Annotated in this window: 22 protein-coding genes; 2 read left to right on the top strand and 20 right to left on the bottom strand. The window is 65.4% G+C overall.

The features are described 5' to 3' along the window. Positions 1 to 46 precede the first annotated feature (46 nt). The 15 genes from E5790_RS09605 to E5790_RS09535 form a co-directional block, all read right to left on the bottom strand. Positions 47 to 742 carry a phage minor tail protein L gene (locus E5790_RS09605; protein ID WP_014645608.1) on the bottom strand — a complete coding sequence of 232 codons (696 nt, stop codon included), beginning with the start codon at positions 740 to 742 and terminating at the stop codon, positions 47 to 49. Positions 743 to 894: 152 nt separating this feature from the next. Next, the gene (locus tag E5790_RS09600) at positions 895 to 2031 is read right to left on the bottom strand and encodes a hypothetical protein (RefSeq protein ID WP_136191736.1); all 1137 of its coding nucleotides are present in this window, start codon (positions 2029 to 2031) and stop codon (positions 895 to 897) included. A 42-nt stretch (positions 2032 to 2073) separates the two neighbouring features. After that, the gene (locus tag E5790_RS09595; protein ID WP_053494634.1) at positions 2074 to 3213 is read right to left on the bottom strand and encodes a hypothetical protein; all 1140 of its coding nucleotides are present in this window, start codon (positions 3211 to 3213) and stop codon (positions 2074 to 2076) included. A gap of 12 nt (positions 3214 to 3225) precedes the next feature. Continuing rightward, positions 3226 to 3678 carry a hypothetical protein gene (locus tag E5790_RS09590; protein ID WP_111206525.1) on the bottom strand — a complete coding sequence of 151 codons (453 nt, stop codon included), beginning with the start codon at positions 3676 to 3678 and terminating at the stop codon, positions 3226 to 3228. A 1-nt stretch (position 3679) separates the two neighbouring features. After that, positions 3680 to 4801: a hypothetical protein gene (locus tag E5790_RS09585; RefSeq protein ID WP_111206527.1), complete on the bottom strand. Its 1122-nt coding sequence runs from the start codon at positions 4799 to 4801 to the stop codon at positions 3680 to 3682. 31 nt (positions 4802 to 4832) lie between these two features. After that, the gene (locus E5790_RS09580; protein WP_111206529.1) at positions 4833 to 5984 is read right to left on the bottom strand and encodes a hypothetical protein; all 1152 of its coding nucleotides are present in this window, start codon (positions 5982 to 5984) and stop codon (positions 4833 to 4835) included. Positions 5985 to 6045: 61 nt separating this feature from the next. Continuing rightward, entirely contained in the window at positions 6046 to 7212 is a 1167-nt protein-coding gene (locus E5790_RS09575) for a hypothetical protein (RefSeq protein WP_069118138.1), read from the bottom strand. Positions 7213 to 7214: 2 nt separating this feature from the next. Then, on the bottom strand, positions 7215 to 7544 hold the full coding sequence (locus tag E5790_RS09570) for a phage tail protein (protein WP_049441818.1): 330 nt from the start codon (positions 7542 to 7544) through the stop codon (positions 7215 to 7217). Continuing rightward, positions 7541 to 8905 (bottom strand): phage tail tape measure C-terminal domain-containing protein, encoded by a 1365-nt coding sequence (locus E5790_RS09565; protein WP_111206531.1) that lies wholly within the window; start codon positions 8903 to 8905, stop codon positions 7541 to 7543. The genes E5790_RS09570 and E5790_RS09565 overlap by 4 nt, the downstream gene beginning before the upstream one ends. Positions 8906 to 8980: 75 nt before the next feature. Further along, the gene (locus tag E5790_RS09560) at positions 8981 to 9280 is read right to left on the bottom strand and encodes a DUF1799 domain-containing protein (protein ID WP_227863846.1); all 300 of its coding nucleotides are present in this window, start codon (positions 9278 to 9280) and stop codon (positions 8981 to 8983) included. An 8-nt stretch (positions 9281 to 9288) separates the two neighbouring features. Then, positions 9289 to 9597, bottom strand: coding sequence for a phage tail assembly chaperone (locus tag E5790_RS09555; protein ID WP_014645599.1), 309 nt, complete (start codon positions 9595 to 9597; stop codon positions 9289 to 9291). Then, positions 9597 to 10256 (bottom strand): phage tail protein, encoded by a 660-nt coding sequence (locus E5790_RS09550; RefSeq protein WP_014645598.1) that lies wholly within the window; start codon positions 10254 to 10256, stop codon positions 9597 to 9599. The genes E5790_RS09555 and E5790_RS09550 overlap by 1 nt, the downstream gene beginning before the upstream one ends. Positions 10257 to 10327: 71 nt before the next feature. Continuing rightward, positions 10328 to 10684: a DUF3168 domain-containing protein gene (locus E5790_RS09545; protein ID WP_053494639.1), complete on the bottom strand. Its 357-nt coding sequence runs from the start codon at positions 10682 to 10684 to the stop codon at positions 10328 to 10330. Positions 10685 to 10707: 23 nt separating this feature from the next. Next, positions 10708 to 11058, bottom strand: coding sequence for a head-tail adaptor protein (locus tag E5790_RS09540; protein WP_111206533.1), 351 nt, complete (start codon positions 11056 to 11058; stop codon positions 10708 to 10710). Then, the gene (locus E5790_RS09535) at positions 11055 to 11567 is read right to left on the bottom strand and encodes a head-tail connector protein (RefSeq protein ID WP_111206535.1); all 513 of its coding nucleotides are present in this window, start codon (positions 11565 to 11567) and stop codon (positions 11055 to 11057) included. The genes E5790_RS09540 and E5790_RS09535 overlap by 4 nt, the downstream gene beginning before the upstream one ends. Positions 11568 to 11945: 378 nt before the next feature. On the opposite strand from E5790_RS09535, the gene E5790_RS09530 reads away from it, so the two are divergent. Beyond that, entirely contained in the window at positions 11946 to 12902 is a 957-nt protein-coding gene (locus E5790_RS09530; protein ID WP_032956286.1) for a cation transporter, read from the top strand. Between the two features lie 111 nt (positions 12903 to 13013). Next, complete coding sequence (locus tag E5790_RS09525) at positions 13014 to 13439, top strand: organic hydroperoxide resistance protein (protein ID WP_004153735.1); 426 nt, start codon at positions 13014 to 13016, stop codon at positions 13437 to 13439. A gap of 219 nt (positions 13440 to 13658) precedes the next feature. On the opposite strand, the gene mmsB is transcribed toward E5790_RS09525, so the two are convergent. Genes mmsB through E5790_RS09500 form a run of 5 tightly spaced genes read right to left on the bottom strand, consistent with a single transcriptional unit; the run spans position 13659 to position 19198 of the window. Then, positions 13659 to 14549, bottom strand: coding sequence for a 3-hydroxyisobutyrate dehydrogenase (mmsB, locus tag E5790_RS09520; protein ID WP_005407687.1), 891 nt, complete (start codon positions 14547 to 14549; stop codon positions 13659 to 13661). Continuing rightward, positions 14546 to 15721, bottom strand: a complete 1176-nt coding sequence (locus E5790_RS09515) for an enoyl-CoA hydratase/isomerase family protein (RefSeq protein WP_111206537.1) — start codon at positions 15719 to 15721, stop codon at positions 14546 to 14548. Before E5790_RS09515 ends, mmsB begins: the two co-directional genes overlap by 4 nt. Then, positions 15718 to 16515 carry an enoyl-CoA hydratase gene (locus E5790_RS09510; RefSeq protein ID WP_111206539.1) on the bottom strand — a complete coding sequence of 266 codons (798 nt, stop codon included), beginning with the start codon at positions 16513 to 16515 and terminating at the stop codon, positions 15718 to 15720. Before E5790_RS09510 ends, E5790_RS09515 begins: the two co-directional genes overlap by 4 nt. Beyond that, positions 16512 to 17678 (bottom strand): acyl-CoA dehydrogenase family protein, encoded by a 1167-nt coding sequence (locus E5790_RS09505; RefSeq protein WP_014645592.1) that lies wholly within the window; start codon positions 17676 to 17678, stop codon positions 16512 to 16514. The genes E5790_RS09510 and E5790_RS09505 overlap by 4 nt, the downstream gene beginning before the upstream one ends. Before the next feature lie 14 nt (positions 17679 to 17692). Beyond that, a complete protein-coding gene (locus E5790_RS09500; protein ID WP_014645591.1) occupies positions 17693 to 19198 on the bottom strand; it encodes a CoA-acylating methylmalonate-semialdehyde dehydrogenase in 1506 nt (501 codons plus the stop codon). Positions 19199 to 19270: the final 72 nt, after the last annotated feature.

The raw sequence follows: 19270 nt of genomic DNA, 5'->3' as shown, positions 1-19270 counted from the left end.
AGGCCCGCGCGGGCGGGCCTGGAAAGTGGAATCGGGAGGGGATCGATCAGGAGCGCAACAGGCCCGCGGCGGGGAAGCCGCCATAGGGCAGCGGCTTGTCCTGGCCGAAGCGCAGCTTGCAGCTGCGTACCCGACCGCCGCACTGGTCACGCGCCGGATCATCGGTGGCGACGTCGTCGCTGTCGGCCACCGCTGGACCGTTGTAGCCGCAGTACGCGCCGCGATAGCCGCCACGCACCAGCCAGCCACACATGCCGGCGATGATCTGCCTGCCCGGCAGCTGCTGCCCATTGAGATCGATCGCGGTGGTCAACTCGAATTCGACCATCTGCTTGTCCTCACCTATCTTGCGCTCGATGAACCAGACTTCATCAGGGAAGTGCTCGCCAGGATCCGCGCTGGGATTGCCTTCCTCGAAGTTGGCGGCATCCAGGTACTTGGCCAGCGTCTGCCGGCGGATGATGCGTGCACCGACCAGGTCATCGAACAACAGGCACATGGCGGTGATGCGGCCATCGATGTTGCTCACGCGCAGGCGCGGGTTCGGCGGCTGGTCGCTGGTGCGCTCGAAGCCGCTGGCCTCGATCGGCCAGGGGCCATATTCCTGGCCCTGCCACCAGATGAGGCCACTCTGCAGGTGCGCGTGGAAGAAGAGCTTGTCGGCGCCGAAACTGCTGGCGTCAAGTTCATAGACGGTGATGCGGCCACCCGGCTCAAGCTGCTGGGCATCGGCGGTGATCATGGGGTGTTCTCCTGTGCGGCATTGGGAAGAGGGGGTGGCACGGGGTACCGTTCCTGGCCGCACGGTACGATGACGTGGTGGCCTGGGCGCAGCGAAGCAGTGGTGGTGAAGCAGGCGTGCTTTGGCGCCTGCGGAGCGGGGGTTGTCATGGCTCAGAGCTCCGCATCGGCCTGGACCAGCACCTGCGAGGTGGTCGACCACACCACCACCGCGCCCCAGAGCTGCATGTTGTTCGGCATCGAGGCGATGACTGCCGCGTCAACCGTGGACTGCCAGCTGGGCGCTCCGCCGTCGAAGTTGACCAGGTTGCCGGCATTGCCGAAGCCCACCAGGTTCAGCGCGGTGGACGGCGAGGAGATTCTGGGTGCTGAGCGTTTGCGCACCTTGAACGGGATGCACGCTCGCGTGTCGCCGTTGGCGGTGTAGGTGATGCCGATGATCCGGTTTACATCCACCGTCTCGTAGTAGCGCTGGCACAACAGCAGCTCCAGTGCTTCGGACCGGCGGTCGAAGTCGGTGGCGGTATCGCCTTCTTCGATCTGCACTTCGGCCACTTGCACGCTGCCGCTCTTCTGCCCGGCGGCGAACGCGCGGCCGCCGAAATCGGCACCTGCGTCCAGCCAGAAGCTCAGTTGCAGGTAGCTGTCCGGGCCCAGCGTCTTGCCGGCAAGACCGGGAACTTCCACGGTGACCTGGTGCCATCGCCACAGCGTATCGAGCACGACCGAGGCGCCGATGCTGTCGCGCGCGGTAGACCCACCCGTTCCGTAGGACTGCTGCAACTCCACGCCGATGCGGAAGTCGTCCACCGAGGCGCGCGCCTTGAAACTGATCGTGACGGTGCGCCCGGCCAGTGTCCGGACATCCTCGATGCGCTGTTGGACCAGCGCCATGTTGCCGGCACCGGCAACGCTCTGCACCTCCAGCCGAAGCAGGTGGCGCGACCCAGCCAGCAGGCGCCCTCCCTGGCCGCCGCCTGGAGGCACATCCTCGCGTGAGGCAGCCACCCTGGTGCCGATGGCATTGACCGCCCAGCGGTCAGCGATGTGGCGAGAGCCCGTGGATGCAGGGAACGCTGCACCGCGCTGCCAGAACCGGAAGTCGCCGTTGATGAGCGGGTTCCTTCCGGCCATGCGGCCTTCCAGATGCATGAGCGCCGATTGCGCGTCGTCCAGACCAGCGTAGATCTCGGCGAAGTTGTCGTTGATCTTGGTGAATGCCGGCCGCTGGGTCTCACCCCGCTTGCCGTTGGGCTGGACGGTGTCCAGTTCGATGATTCTTCGTGTCATGTGCAGTCCTCGCTGCGTGCGCCGGTGTTGACGGCCAGGGGGTCAGATCTCGGCGTCAGCCGCCCAGTTGCCGCCCACCAGATAGGCATAGAACGGCGTCAGGCCAGAACCGAAATCAAGCTGAAGCGTGAATCCATCGGGACGAAGGAACAGCGGGACAGCCATTCCGCGTGACCACCCGTTGCCGTTGAACAACGACCAGTAGCCGAGGGCCGGCGCCACTTCACTGTTGGAGTAGAGCGTGAGCGCAGGCACAGTGCGTTTGGCGACCTTGAAGGAGATCTGCTCACTGCGCGCCAGGCCTGCCTGGAACGCGGCGGCGACGCCCTGCGGTGACGGCATGCCAAGCTGCGGTGCCTGTTCCAGCGGGAAGCTCTTCTCGTAGTACCGCTGGCACAGCATCAACTCGGTTGCGTCATCACGCATGTCGTAGTCGGTAGGTGTCGCCCCCTTCTCCAACTGCATGCAGGTCAGCGAGAAGGACCCAGACTGGCCGACAAGCTGTCCGCCATAACCACCGGGCGTCGCAAAGTCGACGATGACGTGCAGCTTGCTGTTGGCTCCCACGGTCTTGCCAGCAATGGATGGCAACTCGACGGTGAAGTACCTGAGCGCGGCCGCGGTGCCGATCTCCTGGACGCCTGCCCGGACCGTCACATCCGGAGACCCATTGGTACCAAACGTCTGGATGAAGCGAACGCCGATGCGGCAGCCCGGCGTCGCGGCCCATGCCTGCATGCTCAGCGTCACGGTACTTCCCGCGAGCGTCTGCACGCCTTCCACCGGCTGGGTGACGAACGCCTCGGTCGCGGCCGTCGATCCGGTGAGATCGCAGTTCATGAATCCCGTGACCCCGAATGCCGGGGCATCGAAGCTGCGGCGTGACACCGCGACCTGCCCCGCCCCAGTGCATACCACCTGGAAGCGATCGGGAACATACACCGCCAGAGGCGACACCACAGTGCGGCTGCTGCCCCGTTGCCAGAACCTGAAGTCACCGTTGATCAGCCGGTTCCGGCCGTTCTGCCTGCGCCGGAGATCCTGCACCGTGGTTTCGAGTTCATCCAGATCCGTGTAGAGATCGGCGAAGTTCTCATTGACCTTGGTGAAGGCCGGCCGTTGCGTCTCACCCCGCTTTCCGTTCGGCTGCACGGTATCAAGGTCGATTGTGCGTCGTGCCATGCGTCGTCCTCCTCAGCCGCCGATGATTTCCGGCGCCTGCTCGGCAGGCCAGCCGAATGCATCCGGCTGCGGCAGTTGCGCCTGGACCTGCCGCCAGTCCGGCGCGGTCTCCTCGGCGGTGGACTCGATAGTCTCCAGTGCGAGGTTGACCCCGTCGCGCCAGGCAATCATGGCGATGGCGTCCTGCGCATAGCGCGGCACCGCACTGCCCGCGTAGCTGCAGCAACTCTCGATGCTGTCATAGCCGCGATCGCGGGCGCACTGGGCCATCCACTCCCACGCCTTTCCGCGGATGAAGCGATGGAACTGCGCCGAGCCGGGTACGAACAGCGGCGGTACCGGCTCCGGCTCATTGCCTGCCGTACACCAGGCTTCATAGTCATTCCACAGACGGTGGCCACGTGGAATGAACGCGCCGGTCTGCAGGCACTTGATGGTGTCGATCTCTTCGGTCAGTTGATACATGTCATAGCTCCGCGTCGGCGGTCCAATGGAAGGAGGAGCCCCAGTTGCCTGCGGCGGATTGGTAATTGACCTGTGCGCCGGACTGGCCGGCATATACGATGGACGTCACCGTGCCGATGCCGCCGCTTGCGCCGGATATGCGCCCTGCCTGCCCGTTCACATCGCTGTAGACCGTGTAGGCTGGGATGGCCCGCTTGGGGACGCGACACCGGATATGCGAGGTGCTGCCGACGCCGACGCTGCGGTCGTAGAACTGGTTGTCGCGTCCGATGCCATCGGCCGTGCCAGGCGGCACATCCAGGTTGTAGCTCTTCTCGTAGTAGCGCTGGCACAGCTGCAGCTCGTGGGCCAGCGGGCGCAGGTCGAATGCCGTTGCCCTGTCGCCGCGCTCCAGCTGCATCATCGCAAGGCCGAACTCTCCGCTCTGACCGGAGATGACACCGCCATAGGCATCGGCGCACAGATCCACCACCAGCCACAGGAAATCGCTGTCGGCATTGCTGCCCAGCGTCTTCCCCTTCACCGATGGCAATCGCGCACTGAGCTGGAAATAGGTCCAGGACGCGGCGGTGACCGCTACGGTTCCCAGCTCTACGCTGACCGCGGCGGACGGCGAACCACCGGTGCCAAAGTGCTGGATGAGACGAACACCGATGCGTTTTCCTGGCGGGCCATAGGCGAAGCCGGAAACCACCACTTCGCCGTCGGACAGCGTGGCGACCCCTTCGACCTTCTGTGCGACATAGGCGCTGCTGCCTGCACTGACCTTGGAGACAACGCTGTTGAGGAAACGGCGCGATTCCGGCGCGGCTCCGCCGGCAGGAAGATTGGCCCCGCGATTTGCGGTATGCGTGCAGCTCAGCGCTGCCACGGTCCAACGATCGGCCACATAGATCTCGCCGCCTTGGGTGGTGCCAGTGCTGGCCCGCTGCCAGAAATCGAAGTTGCCGTTGATCAGGCGGTTCCTGCCTGGAGCCGCGCTATGCAAAGCGCTTTCCAGCGAATCCAGCGCGCCATACACTTCGGCGAAGTTGTCGTTGATCTTGGTAAACGCCGGGCGCTGTGTTTCACCCCGCTTACCGTTCGCCTGAACGGTATCGAGGTCGATGATTTTTCTCGTCATTGCTGTCTTCCTGTTCCCTGCGGGCGCCCCATCAAAGCTCGGCGTCGGCCCACCAATGCCACCAGCCGCCCCAGCGGCCTGGATTGTTGGTCCAGCTGACTTCGTACCCGGAAGGCGAGGCGTAGTTGACCAGGCAGGGCACGCGGGAGATGTTGTCTTCCGCGATGTGTCCATCCTGCTGGATGTTGTCGGCCGAGATGATCATCACGTAGGGATGAGCGCGCTTTGCCGTCTGGAATCGCACGCTCTGGTAATGCGCCATTCCCGGTGAGTTGATCGAGAATGCCTCGCGCCCTTCGTTGTGCGCCGTGTTGGGTACGATGTCGAGGTTGTAGCTCTTCTCGTAGTAGCGCTGGCACAACGCCAGTTCCACACCTGGCGGCCGCCAGTCGAATCGTGTCGCTGCGCGGCCCGATTCGACCTGGAACTGGGTGAAGCCGAACGAGCCGTTCTGTGCCACCAGCTCGCCCTTCTGACCAGCACCGCACAGGTCGAACACTACGTAGAGATGGTCGTTGCCGTTGCTGCCGAGCACCTTTCCCCGCGTACTTGGCAACGTCACCGTGACGCTGTGACGTTTGGCGGTGGTGCCCAGTGTGAGTACACCGGCTTCCAGCACCACCTGCGGCGAGGGTGAGCCGCCGGTTCCGAAATCCTGGATGACACGCACGCCCACACTGCGACCGGGCGCATCAGAGTTCGCCCATACCGAGATCGTGATGTCTCCACTTGCACTGCCGACACCCTCGATCTTCTGCCCCATCCAGGCGCCACTTCTGGCGATGGCCTCGGATACGGTGCAGACCAGAATCGACCGTGTATCTTCCGGAAATCCGGCCTGCCCGTCGTACGCCACGCGCTGCACGTCGTGGTTGCAGACCAGCGCCGAGTTCGTGAAACGGTCGGCGAAGAACACTTCCGCGCCCAGCGTCCCCGACCCACTGCCAACACGACCAGATGTACGGCGCTGCCAGAACTGCAGGGCACCATTGATGAGCAGATTCCTGCCTGGAACGCGGTCGGTGATGGCATTCGCCACGGTTTCCGGGATCTTCGCGACCTCGGTCAACGCGTCGTAGACCTCGGCGAAATTCTCGTTGATCTTGGTAAACGCCGGGCGCTGTGTTTCACCCCGCTTTCCGTTCGGTTGAACGGAATCGAGGTCGATGATCTTTCGTGGCATTTGTGCTGTTTCCTTGATGGTTTCGGTTGCGAAGGAACGCTCTCCAGCCCTCCCGCGGACCTCAGATTTCGGCATCCATGGTCAATCCAGTGCCCTCCGCTGCCGAATCTCCGCTCTGCAGGATGCCGGCCTGACCCGCTGCGGCAGTGTTCAGCGCACCGATGATGGTCATGCGGGTCGACGTAACTTCCGCCGCACTGAGCGCTGTCAGGCTGGTTGCACCGTCTCCCGTGAGCAGCCGCCATTGCGATGGGTTCGAGAAGGCGACCGCGGGTACCGACCGCATTCGCTGATTGAATCGGTAGGTGAGGTACACCGCGTTGTCGCCCCGAATCAGGCCCACGCCAGCGTTGAAGCGCGATCCACCGTCGAACGGCACGCCAGTGGCATCCACCTGGTAGTAGCGTTGGCACAGCCGCAGCTCTTCCCCCTTCGGCCTCCACTCGAACGGCGTCGCGAGCGGGCCCGCCTCCCACTGGAACTCTCCGAAGTACAGCTGGCCCTGTTGCGCGCCCAGTCCTGCGGTGCGGCTGGCGAACTGCGTGCCCGCCGTTACCCATATGCAGACCACGGCCGCACCGTCACCGGACAGTGCCTTCCCTGAGATGGAAGGCAGGGTCACCGTCCTGCGGATCCGGTTCAGGCCGGAGGCCAGCTCGACCACCTCCGGCGCGATTCCCAGCACAGGCGTGCTTCCCCCCGCGCCAAAGGTCTGGGCGAATTCAAGGGCGATCTTCCGCCCGGCGGCGCCGGCGTTGAACACCAGGAACGAAACGGTGCTCTCCACGCCCGCGAAGTTGCGGACGTCTTCCACGCGCTGCTCGAAGACAAAGAAGTGGTTTGTGCCATCCGTATTGCCACTCGAACTGACCGACAACGTGAAGGTGCTGAACGGGAAGTTGTTGTCGCCTGCCGCTGCGGGATTGCGCTTGAACACGGCGTCTTCGACGTTGCCCATCTGCAGGAACCATCGGTCGGCTGTGTAGTTCCCGGAGATGCCGAAGCTGCTGCCGCGCTGCCAGATGTCGAAATTGCCATTGATCAGGCGATTGCGCCGTGCCGGCGCGCGCATCATGGTATCGGCGAGCTGCCCGGGCAGGCCGTCGACTGCCTGACCAACCTGCTGGAAGTTCTGGTTGATCTTGGTGAAGGCCGGCCGCTGGGTCTCCCCACGCTTTCCGTTGGGCTGGATGGTATCCAGGTCGATCCGTTGAAGATCCATGCTCATGCCTACGCGTGGAAGGTCTGCTCGAAGGTGGCGGTGATGGTCGATACCTGGCCGCCGAGATGGCTGTCGGTGTAGGAATCACACATGTACAGCCCCTGCCCCAGTGGCCCTTTCCACAGGAAGCTGCGGCCGGCATGACCATCCAGGAAGGTCACGATCTCGTTGATCGTTTTGCGGTTGCCGACGAACTGCAGCTGGTAACTGCGTGAAGTGGCGTTCAGGCCATCGGCAGCGGCCTGCGCATAGCCATCTCCGAACTTCGCGCGCTTCACTGCGGCGGTGGTGGTTCCAGTACTCTGGCTGGTTGCCGGCCAGGTGAAGGTGTCGGTCATTGCATGGCACTCCTGCTGAGCACACCACCTGCCTTCAGGTCACGACTCTGCAGCTCGCGGTACTTGCGTTCCACGAACTGGCCGATCTCGTTGCCGAACTGCTGCAGCATGCTTTCGTTGGTGGTGACTTCCTTGCCACCGTTGTTGTCGATGCGGATGCTGACTCCCACTCCGCCGCCACCGCCGCCACCGTACGCGGCCACACCCAGGCGGCCGTCCGGCCCGCGCCGCAGCGGCATGATCGCTTCCGGTCCCGCTTCGCCGAACACGCCGGCGCCCTTGGCGAAGGCGAACAGCTGCGGAGTGTTGTAGACACCGCCGGAATAGGCCGACAGGCTCGGCGACTGGTAGACGCCACCGTTGGCGTTGGCCTCCACCCCCGTGCCATATCCGAACAGGCCCGCGATCTTTTTGACGCCCCAGACGATTGCCTGTTGGATGGCGATCATCTTTAGATCGGCGATGATCGACTTGGCCAGATCCTTGTAGTTGGACTTGCCCGTCTTCACGAAGCTCTGCAGTGCCGCCTCTGCGCCGGTGAACGCCTTGGAAAAGGCATCCTGGGTGGACTTGGCGGAGTTCTCGGTCTTTTCCATGTACTCGCCGAGCGCGCTGCCGAAGCCCTTGCGGAACCCCGAAAGTCCTGTGGTGCCCTTGGTGTCCTTGGCGTCCTTGGTTTCGCCCGCCTTGGCATCACCGGCCTTGGCGTCCTTGGCAGTCGCCACGCCTGCAGCCACCGCCGCCGCGTCCGTCGCTGCATCCTTGGGCGTCAGGTCGACCCCCATCAAGCCGGCGATCTTCCTCGCCCCCCAGACCAGTGCCTGCTGTGCGGCGATCATCTTGAGGTCGGACAGGATGGACTGGGCCAGTTCCTTGTACTTGGACTTGCCGGTGGTCACGAAGCTCCTCAACGCTTCGTCGGCGCCAGTGAATGCTTTTTCGAAGGCTTTCTTGGCAGCCGTGGCGGTGTTTTCGGTCTTGCCGATATAGTCGCCGAGCGCGCCGCCCAGGCCCTTGCGGATGCCTGCCAGGCCCTTGTCGTCCTGTTGGGCCTTCTCTTCCTTCTTTGCAGCCTTGCCGGCGTCCGCGCCCGCTGCGGTTGTTCCTGCCTTCGCCGCCGCCTGCAGCTGCGTGTTCAGGGCGGTCAGTTGCGTGGACAGTGCGGTGACCAATGATGCGCTGGTGGTCAGCACGGCATTGAAGGCCTGCTGCACCGTGTTGATCTTCTCCAGCTGCCGCTGGAACTCCTGTGTGGTGCCGGTCATCTCGGTCATGCCGCGCCTTGCTGCCTGCATGGCCGTTTCCAATGCGTTGCTGGCCTCCACGGTGGTCCGTGTGCTGCCAGGCGATGTAGTGCTCATTGAGTGTTCCTCGGGAGAGTCGGCTCCGCTTCGGCGGAGCCGGGATCGGCCATCGGCATTGCCGCGATGGCCGGCTCATTCCTGTTGCATCTGCTCCAAGGCAGCGCGTTCGATGATGCGGATGGCCGCCATCACCTCGTCATGCTGGTCGCCGTCGAGCGCTTCGCGCTCCAGCTCCCGGTAGACCACGTTGTAATCCAGCCCGATCGGGCCACCTGCGCCGACGCGCCACTGGGTGGCAACCCGCGAAAAAAGTTCGATGGGAAGCACGCACTCCGGCCACAGCTCGACCTGCGGTGGTGGAAAGTGCTTTGCCTTCAATCCAAGCTTCATCAGCTCGGACTCGGTGGGGGCCCGCCAGTACAGGGCCCCCACCGCCTCGATCAGTTTCCCTTGCGTGCGACCTGCAGGGCCTGGGTGTAGCCACCGATGATGGCGCCATCCAGGCCGGCCTGCTGCTGCAGCGCCAGCTCGACGCCGGCGGTGTCCAGCGCCACATCGGCATCCCAGTCCACCACGATGTCCAGGATGGCCTGGGCCACGCTCAACGTGTCATCGCCCAGACGCTCCAGCAGGCTGGCGTAGTCGGCTACCGACAGGTGCCGGTAGGTCAGGTTGAGCTTCTGCTCGCGGCCGTGACCGACGATGGTCAGGGTGCTCTTGAAGCTCTCCGGCGCCTTGACCTGGAACATCAGGCGCCCTCGACCAGGATGGAGTCTGCCAGCGCGGTGAAGGTCGCGGTGGTGCCCATCGGGGTGTTGGCGGCCATGGTCGGGTCGCCGTTGTAGCTCAGGTAGCCGTACCAGTACAGCACGTCGCCGCCGACCAGCTTGGCCCGCAGGATCACCGGCTCGCCCTTGGCGTCAGCGTTCTTCAGTGCCGAATACCACGGCTTCTTCGGATCGTAGAACAGCGGCAGGGTGATGGTCTTGGCGTTCTTGAAGGTCGGCATCTGAACCTGGCGACCGGTCGGGTCTTCGAGCAGCGTGCCGCTCCAGTACTGCTGCTCGCCACCGGCGGTGGTCGGGTCACCCTGCTGGTCCAGGTCGACGAAGGCGCCCGCCTTGCGCAGTACACCGGCACCGCTGGTACCGGGGAACAGCACGGTATCGGTGGTGTCGATGCCCAGTAGTTCAACGCTGCCGGTGGCTTCAGCACCGGCGCGGGTGGCGCGGTTGTTCAGGGCCGGCCAGCCCGGCAGTTCAATGACCACCACATCGCCGGTGTCGACGCTGTTGGCGGCAACGCTGGCCAGCGCCGGCGCAGCCTTGGAGATCGCGCTGGTGGCGATCGCGGTGGAGACGACCGGTGCGAAGCCGAACTGGGTGCCCTTGGGAAGCTTGAGTGCCATGGTGTATTTCCTCGTTGGATAAAAAAATGCCCGGCGAATGCCGGGCTGGGGTGTTGCACGGGTGATGCGGTTTACGGGTCGACGTACCACAGGCCGAAATCGAGCCGCGCGCCGTACTTGTGCAGCATCGGCTCATGCACGGCGATTGCAGCGCCGAACGATTCGGCGGTCGGCAATCCTGCGCATACCTGATCCTCGATGTTGCGGATCAGGGCGTTGGCCTGGGCGCGGCTGTCTGCCCAGACGGTCAGCTGCACGCGAGCGTGCTTCTGTTCGGGAATGGAACCTTCGTTGAACCACACGGACTGTCCACCCATCTGCTGGTAGACGGCACACGGATAGATGACCGGTTCCGGCGGAAGGTCGGGATACAGCCGGCCCTGTAGCAGCGGGGCCAGCAGCGCGTGCAGCTGTGCTTCGTAACTCATCGCGGTGTCCTGGTTGGCGTCGCTCAGGCGATGCCTGAAGACTGTTCGGTGAACAGCACCGTGGTCTGGCGCCGGCTGAAGTCGGGCGCAACGCCGGTGATGTTGAAAACACGACCGTCATGCACGATGCGCATGCCGGCCTGGATGCCTGCCTGTCGTGCGGCTGCCAATCGGACATGGAAGCGCTGGCGCCGGATCGTTGCCGGCAGGCGGCTTGCCAGCGTCAGCCGCTGCACGCTGTCTGCGCGGTCGGCGATGATGGCGGCCCACAGTTCTGCCGCCGGCTGCCAGGCGTCCAGCGGCTGCCCCCACGCATCGAGCTGGCCGTCCTGGCGCTCGATGCGGATGCGGCGATTGAAGTGGCCGGCGTTCATGGCGTTGCTGCCGATCGGTACGGATCAAGCAGCGCGGCCACGCCGAACGGCAGCTCCAGTGCGATGGCCGTGGCGCCTGCCGGTGCATCGAACGTCTGCGCAGAGACGACCACGGCTTCGCGATGGGCGTACAGGTGGCCCAGCAACAGGCGCACCGCTGCACGGATGCTGTCGTTGACCGGCATGCCCTGCAGCAGGCGCGTACTGCGCGCGGTCGCCACGGCCAAGCGGCGATCGGCCACATCACGCATGGCCTTGGCCTTGGCCGCGTTGGTCTCGGCATTGGCGGCGGCAACCGCGGCTTCATGCCCGGTCACCGCCGCCGCCATGTCCTGCGGCAGCTGGTCCAGCGCCTGGTCCAGCGCGGCCTGGTCGGCGTACAGCTCGCGGCCCAGGTAGGCCGCGGCTGCGTCGCTGGCTGCGGCCAGCAGGTCACCCAGGATGGCGTCGTCAAAATCGCCGTCGATACGGCAGTGCGCGCGGCACTGCTCAAGGGTCAGCAGGGGCATCGAATCCTCCTTCGTTGATGGATGTGGAGTGCCCCGATCCTGCGCGCACGGCGGCGCCCCACACGATCACCAGGACGGCGCGGGAAAGGCAGGATCGGGGCGGAAAACAGAACGGCTGCGACGGGGACGTCAGGGCCGGTGGCGGTGACCTCGCAGCGCGCGACGGCGCAAACGAAAGAAGCCCCCGGGGTCACCGGAGGCTTCTATGTCATCGTGGTACAAACGATACGCTTCGGGTGTGCACCCGTCAATCCGCAAACGGTTACCAGTCTGGTGACTTTTCCTGGCGCTGTGCGGGCGTGGTCATGGCGACGTGCCGCAGGCTGGATAGAATGGCAACGCGCTGCTTCCGCAGCCCATTTCCCGCTGGATTCCCGCATGCCTGCCACCCCCGAACGCTTCTTCGATGCGCGTACCGAACAAGGCGTGCTGCGCCTGTCCATCGCAGGCTCATTGCTGCTGGCTGCCGCTGCGGTGGTATTTGGTCTTCTGGCCAATTCCTCGCTGATCATCTTCGATGGCATCTACGGCCTGATCGATGTGGTGATGACGTGGCTGTCACTGCTGGTCGCGCGTCTGATCGCACTGTCCACCAGCACCGACGCGCTGCAGTCGCGGCTCAACCAGCGCTTCACCATGGGCTTCTGGCACCTGGAGCCCATCGTGCTGGGGGTGAGCGGCACGCTGATGATCGGCGCGGCACTGTATGCGCTGGTCAATGCGGTGGATGCGCTGATGTCCGGCGGCCGCCACATCGCACTCGGCCCAGCCATCGCCTTCGCCGGGTTGTCGATCATCGGCGAAGGTGCGCTGGCCTGGTTCGTGCTGCGCGCCAACCGCCGCATCGGTTCGGAGTTCATCGCGCTGGACGCGAAGAACTGGGTGATCGCCGCCAGCATGTCGGCCTGCTACCTGCTGGCCTTCCTTGGCGGCGTACTGGTGCGCGGCACCTCGCTGGCCTGGGTCGGGCCGTACATCGACCCGGCCATCCTTGCCTTCGTCTGCGTGCTGGTGATGATCGCCCCGCTCGGGACGGTGCGCCGGGCGCTGGCCGGCATCCTGCTGGTCACCCCGCCGGAACTGCAGGCGCACGTGGACGCGGTGGCACGCGCGATCGTGGCCAAGCATGGCTTCGTCGAGCATCGCAGCTACGTCGCCCAGGTGGGGCGTGGCGAGCAGATCGAGTTGTTCTTCGTGGTACGCGAGGACGACCCGCCGCGGCCCCTGCTGGAATGGGACCAGCTGCGCGACGAGATCGGCGATGCGCTGGGCGAGGCCTCGCCGGACCGCTGGCTGACCATCATGTTCACCACCGACCGCGAGTGGACGATCTAGGCCAACAGGACGATCAATCAAGTTTTTCGTACGGACTGCAACCCAACGTACGCAGAAACCGGGCAAAGTAGGCTCCATAGCAGTACCCACCCACTGACCAGGAGCATCCCGATGTCCATCGAAAAGGTTCTGTATACCGCCCAGGCCACCTCCACCGGCGGCCGTGAAGGCCGTTCCGTCTCGTCCGACAACGTGCTGGACATCCAGCTGTCGACCCCGCGCGAGCTGGGTGGTGCCGGCGGCCCGGGCACCAACCCGGAACAGCTGTTCGCCGCTGGCTACTCGGCCTGCTTCCTGGGCGCGCTGAAGTTCGTGGCCGGCCAGGCCAAGGTCGCGCTGCCGGCCGACACCACCGTCACCGGCAAGGTCGGCATCGGCCAGATCCCGACCGGCTTCGGCATCGAGGCAGAGCTGACCATCAACGTGCCGGGCGTGCCGCGCGAGCAGGTGGAAGAACTGGTGCAGAAGGCGCACATCGTGTGCCCGTACTCCAACGCCACCCGCGGCAACATTGATGTAACGCTGATCGTTGCCTGATGCGGCGCCGGGGTCGGATCCCTTTGCCACCGGCAAAGGGCTCTGACCCCATCCCAGGCCCGCACGGCTATATGGGGTCAGAGCCCTTTCGCGTTGCGAAAGGGATCCGACCCCCAAAAAAATGGGCGGATGCCGGTGGAAACCGAACATCCGCCCATCCCACCTCCGTTGTCCCGCACGGGGGCATGAGGTTGCCGGCCAGCGGCCGGCACTACCAGGTCACTTCTCGCTCGTGATGAGCTGCACGACGCTGGAGAAATCCAGCTTGCCGCGGCCGGCCTGGTGGTTCATCGAGTAGAGATTGCGGGCCACTTCGCCCAGCGGAATCGAAGCGCCGACACTCATCGCCGCTTCCACCGCCAGGCCCATGTCCTTCAGCATCAGATCACTGCCGAAACCGCCGCTGTAGCCACGCGAGGCCGGCGCATTCTCCAGCACGCCCGGCCACGGGTTGCACACTTCGGTGGCCCAGCTGCGGCCGGTGCTGACCGCCATCATCTGCGACAGCACCTTGGGGTCCAGCCCGTGCGCCACGCCCAGTGCGATGGCTTCACCGGTCACCGCCATGATCACGCCCAGCGCCATGTTGTTGCACAGCTTGGCGACCTGGCCAGCGCCGCTGGCGCCGACGTGGAAGATGTTCTTGCCCATCGCCTGCAGCACCGGGCGTGCGCGTTCCAGCGCGTCTTCCTCGCCGCCGACGATGAAGGTCAGGGTGCCGGCCTGGGCGCCGGCGGTACCGCCGGACACCGGTGCGTCGATCATCTGCAGGCCACGCGCGGCGGCCGCTTCCGAGACCTTGCGGGCGCTGGCCGGGGCGATCGTGCTGCAGTCGATGACCAGTGCACCGGCCGGGATCGCGGCAAGAATGCCGTCGTCGCCCAGGTACACGCCTTCGACATGACGGCTGGCCGGCAGCATCGAGATCACCACTTCGGCATCGGCCAGGGTGTCGCGCGCCGACGATGCAGCGCTGGCGCCGGCGTCGACAGCGGCCTGCACCGCGGCCGGAACCAGATCGAACACGCGCACGCTGTGGCCGTTCTTGACCAGATTGGCGGCCATCGGGCCACCCATGTTGCCCAACCCGATGAATGCAATGCGGCTCATGCAAGGCTCCTTTCAACAAGGGGAGTGCCCAGGTCGGCCAGCGGATGCGCGGCGTCGGCCCAGGGGGAAGCGAAGAAGGTGTCTGCCCACGCGCCGGTGGCCTCGGCCAGGGTGGCCGGGTTCCACTGCGGGTTGCGGTCCTTGTCGATCAGCAGCGCGCGGATGCCTTCGGCGAAATCACCATGGGCGGCGCAATGCAGGGCGACGATGTACTCCAGGCGATAGATCGCGGCCAGGTCCTGGCCGGCACTGCGGCGCTGCAGTTCGTACGCCAACCGTGCCGAACCCGGTGCACCGGCAGCAAGGGTCTTCTGAGCCGCCTGCAACCAGGCGTCGTCGGTCTGCAGGCCGGCAATGCGCGCCACGATGGCTTCAAGGTCATCGCCTCCGCACAACGCATCGACCTGCGCCGCGTGGGCCAGCAGTGGACCGGTGGCGGCATCGCTGGCATGCGACTGCAGCAGATGGGTCAGGCGTTCGTGGTTGTGTGCGGTGTCATTGGACCAGGCCACCTGCAGCAGCGCATCGAACACCGCGCTGCGGCGCTCTTCGGCCACGTGCACGTCGGCCAGGCCGGCGTAGATGGCATCGCCCGGGTTGAGCAGTGCGCCGGTCAGGGCCAGGAACAGGCCGCCGTTGCCCGGCACGCGCGGCAGCAGCCAACTGCCACCGACATCAGGGAACAGGCCGACGGTGATTTCCGGGAAGGCCAGCTTGGAGCGTTCGCTGACCACACGGTGGCTGGCGCCGGACATCAGGCCGATGCCGCCGCCCATCACGATGCCGTGGCCCCAGCACAGGATCGGCTTGGTGTAGGTGTGGATGAGGTAATCGACGCGGTATTCGACGTCGAAGAACTCGGCGGCATAGGCGTTCTGGCGGATGTCGCTGTGGCCGGCCTCACGGAAGGCGACCATGGCCTTGTACAGGCTGTGCAGGTCGCCACCAGCACAGAACGCCTTTTCGCCGGCGCCCTGCAGCACCACCATGGCGATGCCATCGTCGTCGGCCCAGGCGTTGAGCTGCTTCAGCAGCAGGTGCGCCATCGGCAGCGAGAAACCGTTGAGCGTACGCGGCGCATTGAGCGTGGCGATGCCGATGCGCGTGCCGTTGCCAGCCACGCGCTCTTCGAACAGCACCGGTGCGTCGTCGGCAGCGGTATCCGTGCTCATGCGTTCTTCCACTGCGCGGCGCGCTTTTCCAGGAAGGCAGTCACGCCCTCGACCTGGTCGGCGGTGTCGAACAGGTCGACGAAGGCTTCGCGCTCGGCCACCAGCGCCGAGGCGTGGGTGCCGGTGCGGGTGGACTGCACCAGGGTCTTGCAGGCGGCGATGCTGGTCGGGCTCTGCTTGCCGGCCTTCTTCGCCCATTCCAGCGCCAGCGCCTTGGCTTCGCCCTTGCCGACCTTTTCTTCGGCCAGGCCAATGCGCAGCGCGGTCTCGGCGTTGATGCGCTCACCCAGCAGGATCATGCGCTTGGCCCAGCCCTCGCCGACCAGGCGCGGCAGGTTCTGGGTACCGCCGGCACACGGCAGCAGGCCGACGGTGGCCTCCGGCAGCGCGACCTGGGCATGGTCTTCAACGATGCGCAGGTCGCAGGCCAGCGCGCACTCCAGGCCACCGCCCATGGCGTAGCCGTTGATCGCGGCGATCGACACGCCACGGAAACCGGACAGCGCTTCGAAGGCTTCACCGAAGCGGCGCGCGGCCTCACGTGCAGCGGCCTTGTCGCCGGAGGCGAACTGGTTGAGGTCGGCACCGGCGGAGAAGAATTTCTCGCCGTCACCGGTGATCACCAGCGCGTAAATGTCGCGGTCTGCGTTGAGCGCGCCGACCAGGTCGCGCAGCGCCGACAGGCTGTGCACGGTCCAGGTATGCGCCGGCGGGTTGTTCAGGGTGACCACGGCGGTGTGGCCATCCACCTCCACCTTCAGGCCCACGTGCTCCTGGGTACGCCAATCCTTCATCGCAGTTCCTCTTCGGTGTTGAGCAGGTGACGGGCAACGATCACCCGCATGATCTCGTTGGTGCCTTCCAGGATCTGGTGCACGCGGCAGTCACGCAGCAGGCGCTCGATCGGGTATTCGCGGATGTAGCCGTAGCCCCCGTGGATCTGCAGCGCTTCATTGCAGACGTTGAAACCGGCATCGGTGGCGAAGCGCTTGGCCATCGCGCACCACACGTTGGCATCGCTGGCACCGGCATCGAGCTTGCGTGCCGCGGTGTGCACCATCTGCCGTGCAGCCACCAGCTGGGTGACCATGTCGGCCAGCTTGAACTGCAGCGCCTGGAACTCGGCCAGCGCCTTGCCGAACTGGCGGCGCTCGCCCATGTAGCGGCGCGCAGCATCCAGTGCACCCTGTGCGGCACCCAGCGAGCAGGCGGCGATGTTGATGCGGCCGCCGTCCAGCCCCTTCATCGCCAGCTTGAAGCCGCCGCCTTCCTCTCCCAGAAGGTGGCTGACCGGCACGCGGACGTTCTCGAAGGTGATGCCACGGGTGGGCTGGCTGTTCCAGCCCATCTTCTCTTCCTTGCGGCCGAAGCTGATGCCCGGCAGGTCCGCCGGCACCGCAATGGCGCTGACACCGCCGGCACCGGCACCGCCGGTACGCGCCATCACCACCAGCAGCTCGGTGGCACCGGCGCCGGAAATGAAGGCCTTCGAGCCGTTCAGCACGTAGAAGTCGCCATCGCGCACGGCGGTGGTCTTCAGCGACGCCGCATCGGAACCGGCGCCCGGTTCGGTCAGGCAGTACGAGGCCAGCTTGCTGCCCGATGACAGGTCGGTGCCCCACGCATCGCGCAGGGCCGGCTGGCCCCACCTGGACACCATCCACGAGGCCATGTTGTGGATGCTGATGTACGCCGCGGTCGACGGATCGACGTTGGCGAGCTCCTCGATGACGACGGCGGCGTCCAGTCGGCTCAGGCCGCTGCCGCCCACTTCCGGGTCCATGTACAGACCGCAGAAGCCCAGTTCACCGGCCTTGGCGATCGCCTCGCGCGGAAAGATGCCCTCCGCATCCCATCGCGCGGCGTGCGGCGCCAGTTCGGCCTGTGCGAAGTCGCGCGCCGCCTCGCGGTACGCCTGCTGCGCTTCTTCCAGTTCCGTCGTCATCGAGTGGCTCATGGCTGCTCCTGCCGTTACTTCAGGCTGATCGTGGTGTTGACGCCGTGGCTCAGCGTCTCGTCATCGAACCAGCGCGCGGTGACCGTCTTGGTCTGGGTGTAGAACAGCACCACCTGCTTGCCATACGGGCCCAGGTCACCCAGCTTGGAGGCGCGCGAACCGGTGAACGAGAACAGCGGCACCGGCACCGGGATCGGCACGTTGATGCCGACCTGGCCGACGTCGATGTCTTCCTGGAACTTGCGCGCGGCAGCGCCGGACTGGGTGAACAGTGCGGTGCCGTTGCCGTTCGGGTTGCTGTTGACCATCGCGATGGCCTCTTCCAGCGTTTCCGCTTCGAGGATGACCAGCACCGGCCCGAAGATTTCTTCCTGGTAGATGCGCATGTCGGTGGTGACACCGGCAAAGATGGTCGGGCCAACGAAGTTGCCCTTCTCGAAGCCATCGACCTGCGGCTTGCGGCCATCGAGCACCAGCTTGGCGCCCTGCTCCACGCCCGAGGCGATCAGGCCTTCCACGCGCTCGCGGGCGCTGCAGGAGATGACCGGGCCGACGTCGGTACCGGACACGGTGCCGGCGCTGACCTTCAGGGTCTGGGCCTTGGCCACCAGGTCCTGCACCCAGTTGCGCGCTTCACCGACCAGCACCAGCGTGGAAGCCGCCATGCAGCGCTGGCCAGCGGCACCGAAGGCGGCACCGACCATTGCGTTGAGGGTCTGTTCCTTGTTGGCGTCCGGCAGCACCACGGCGTGGTTCTTGGCGCCCATCATGCATTGCACGCGCTTGCCGGCCAGCGAGGCGCGGTTGTAGACGTGGGTGCCGACGCGGGTGGACCCGACGAACGACACGGCCTTGATGTCCGGGTGGTCGCAGATCGCGTTGACCACTTCTTCGCCGCCGTGGACGACGTTCAGCACGCCCTTGGGAATGCCGGCTTCCAGCGCCAGCTCGACCAGGCGCATGGTGACCATCGGGTCCTGCTCGGACGGCTTGAGGATGAAGGTGTTGCCCGTTGCAATCGCCATCGGGAACATCCACAGCGGAATCATCGCCGGGAAGTTGAACGGGGTGATGCCAGCGCACACGCCCAGCGGCTGCATGATCGTGTAGGTGTCCACGCCATTGGCCACGTTGTTGGCCAGCTCGCCCAGCTGCAGGTTGCCGATGGCGGCGGCGTGCTCGACCACTTCCAGGCCGCGGAACACATCACCTTCGGCGTCCGGCAGGGTCTTGCCCTGTTCGGCGGTGAGGATGTGGGCCAGCTCACTCATGTTTTCGCGGATCAGCTGCTGGTACTTCAGGAAGATGCGCGCGCGGGTGCCGATCGGGGTCTTGCGCCAGGTCTTGAAGGCTTCCTTGGCGGCGGCGACGGCGGCGTCCACTTCGCCGGTGGTGGCGAACGGCACCTGGGCCAGCACGTCCTGGGTGGCCGGATTGATCACGTCCTGCCAGTGGGAAGTGGCCGATTCAACGAACTGGCCATCGATCAGCATGCGGATACGGGGCGCTGCAACAGTCATGACGACAATCCCACAGGGTGCGAAAGATGCTTGGCATTATTCACAGCACCCGGCTCGATTTCCGGGCTGAAT

The organism is Stenotrophomonas sp. PAMC25021 (assembly GCF_004795795.1).
GTDB classification, from domain to species: domain Bacteria; phylum Pseudomonadota; class Gammaproteobacteria; order Xanthomonadales; family Xanthomonadaceae; genus Stenotrophomonas; species Stenotrophomonas muris.
Note: the sequence above shows the minus strand (reverse complement) of the source record. Positions and strands in the feature narration are given on the sequence as shown.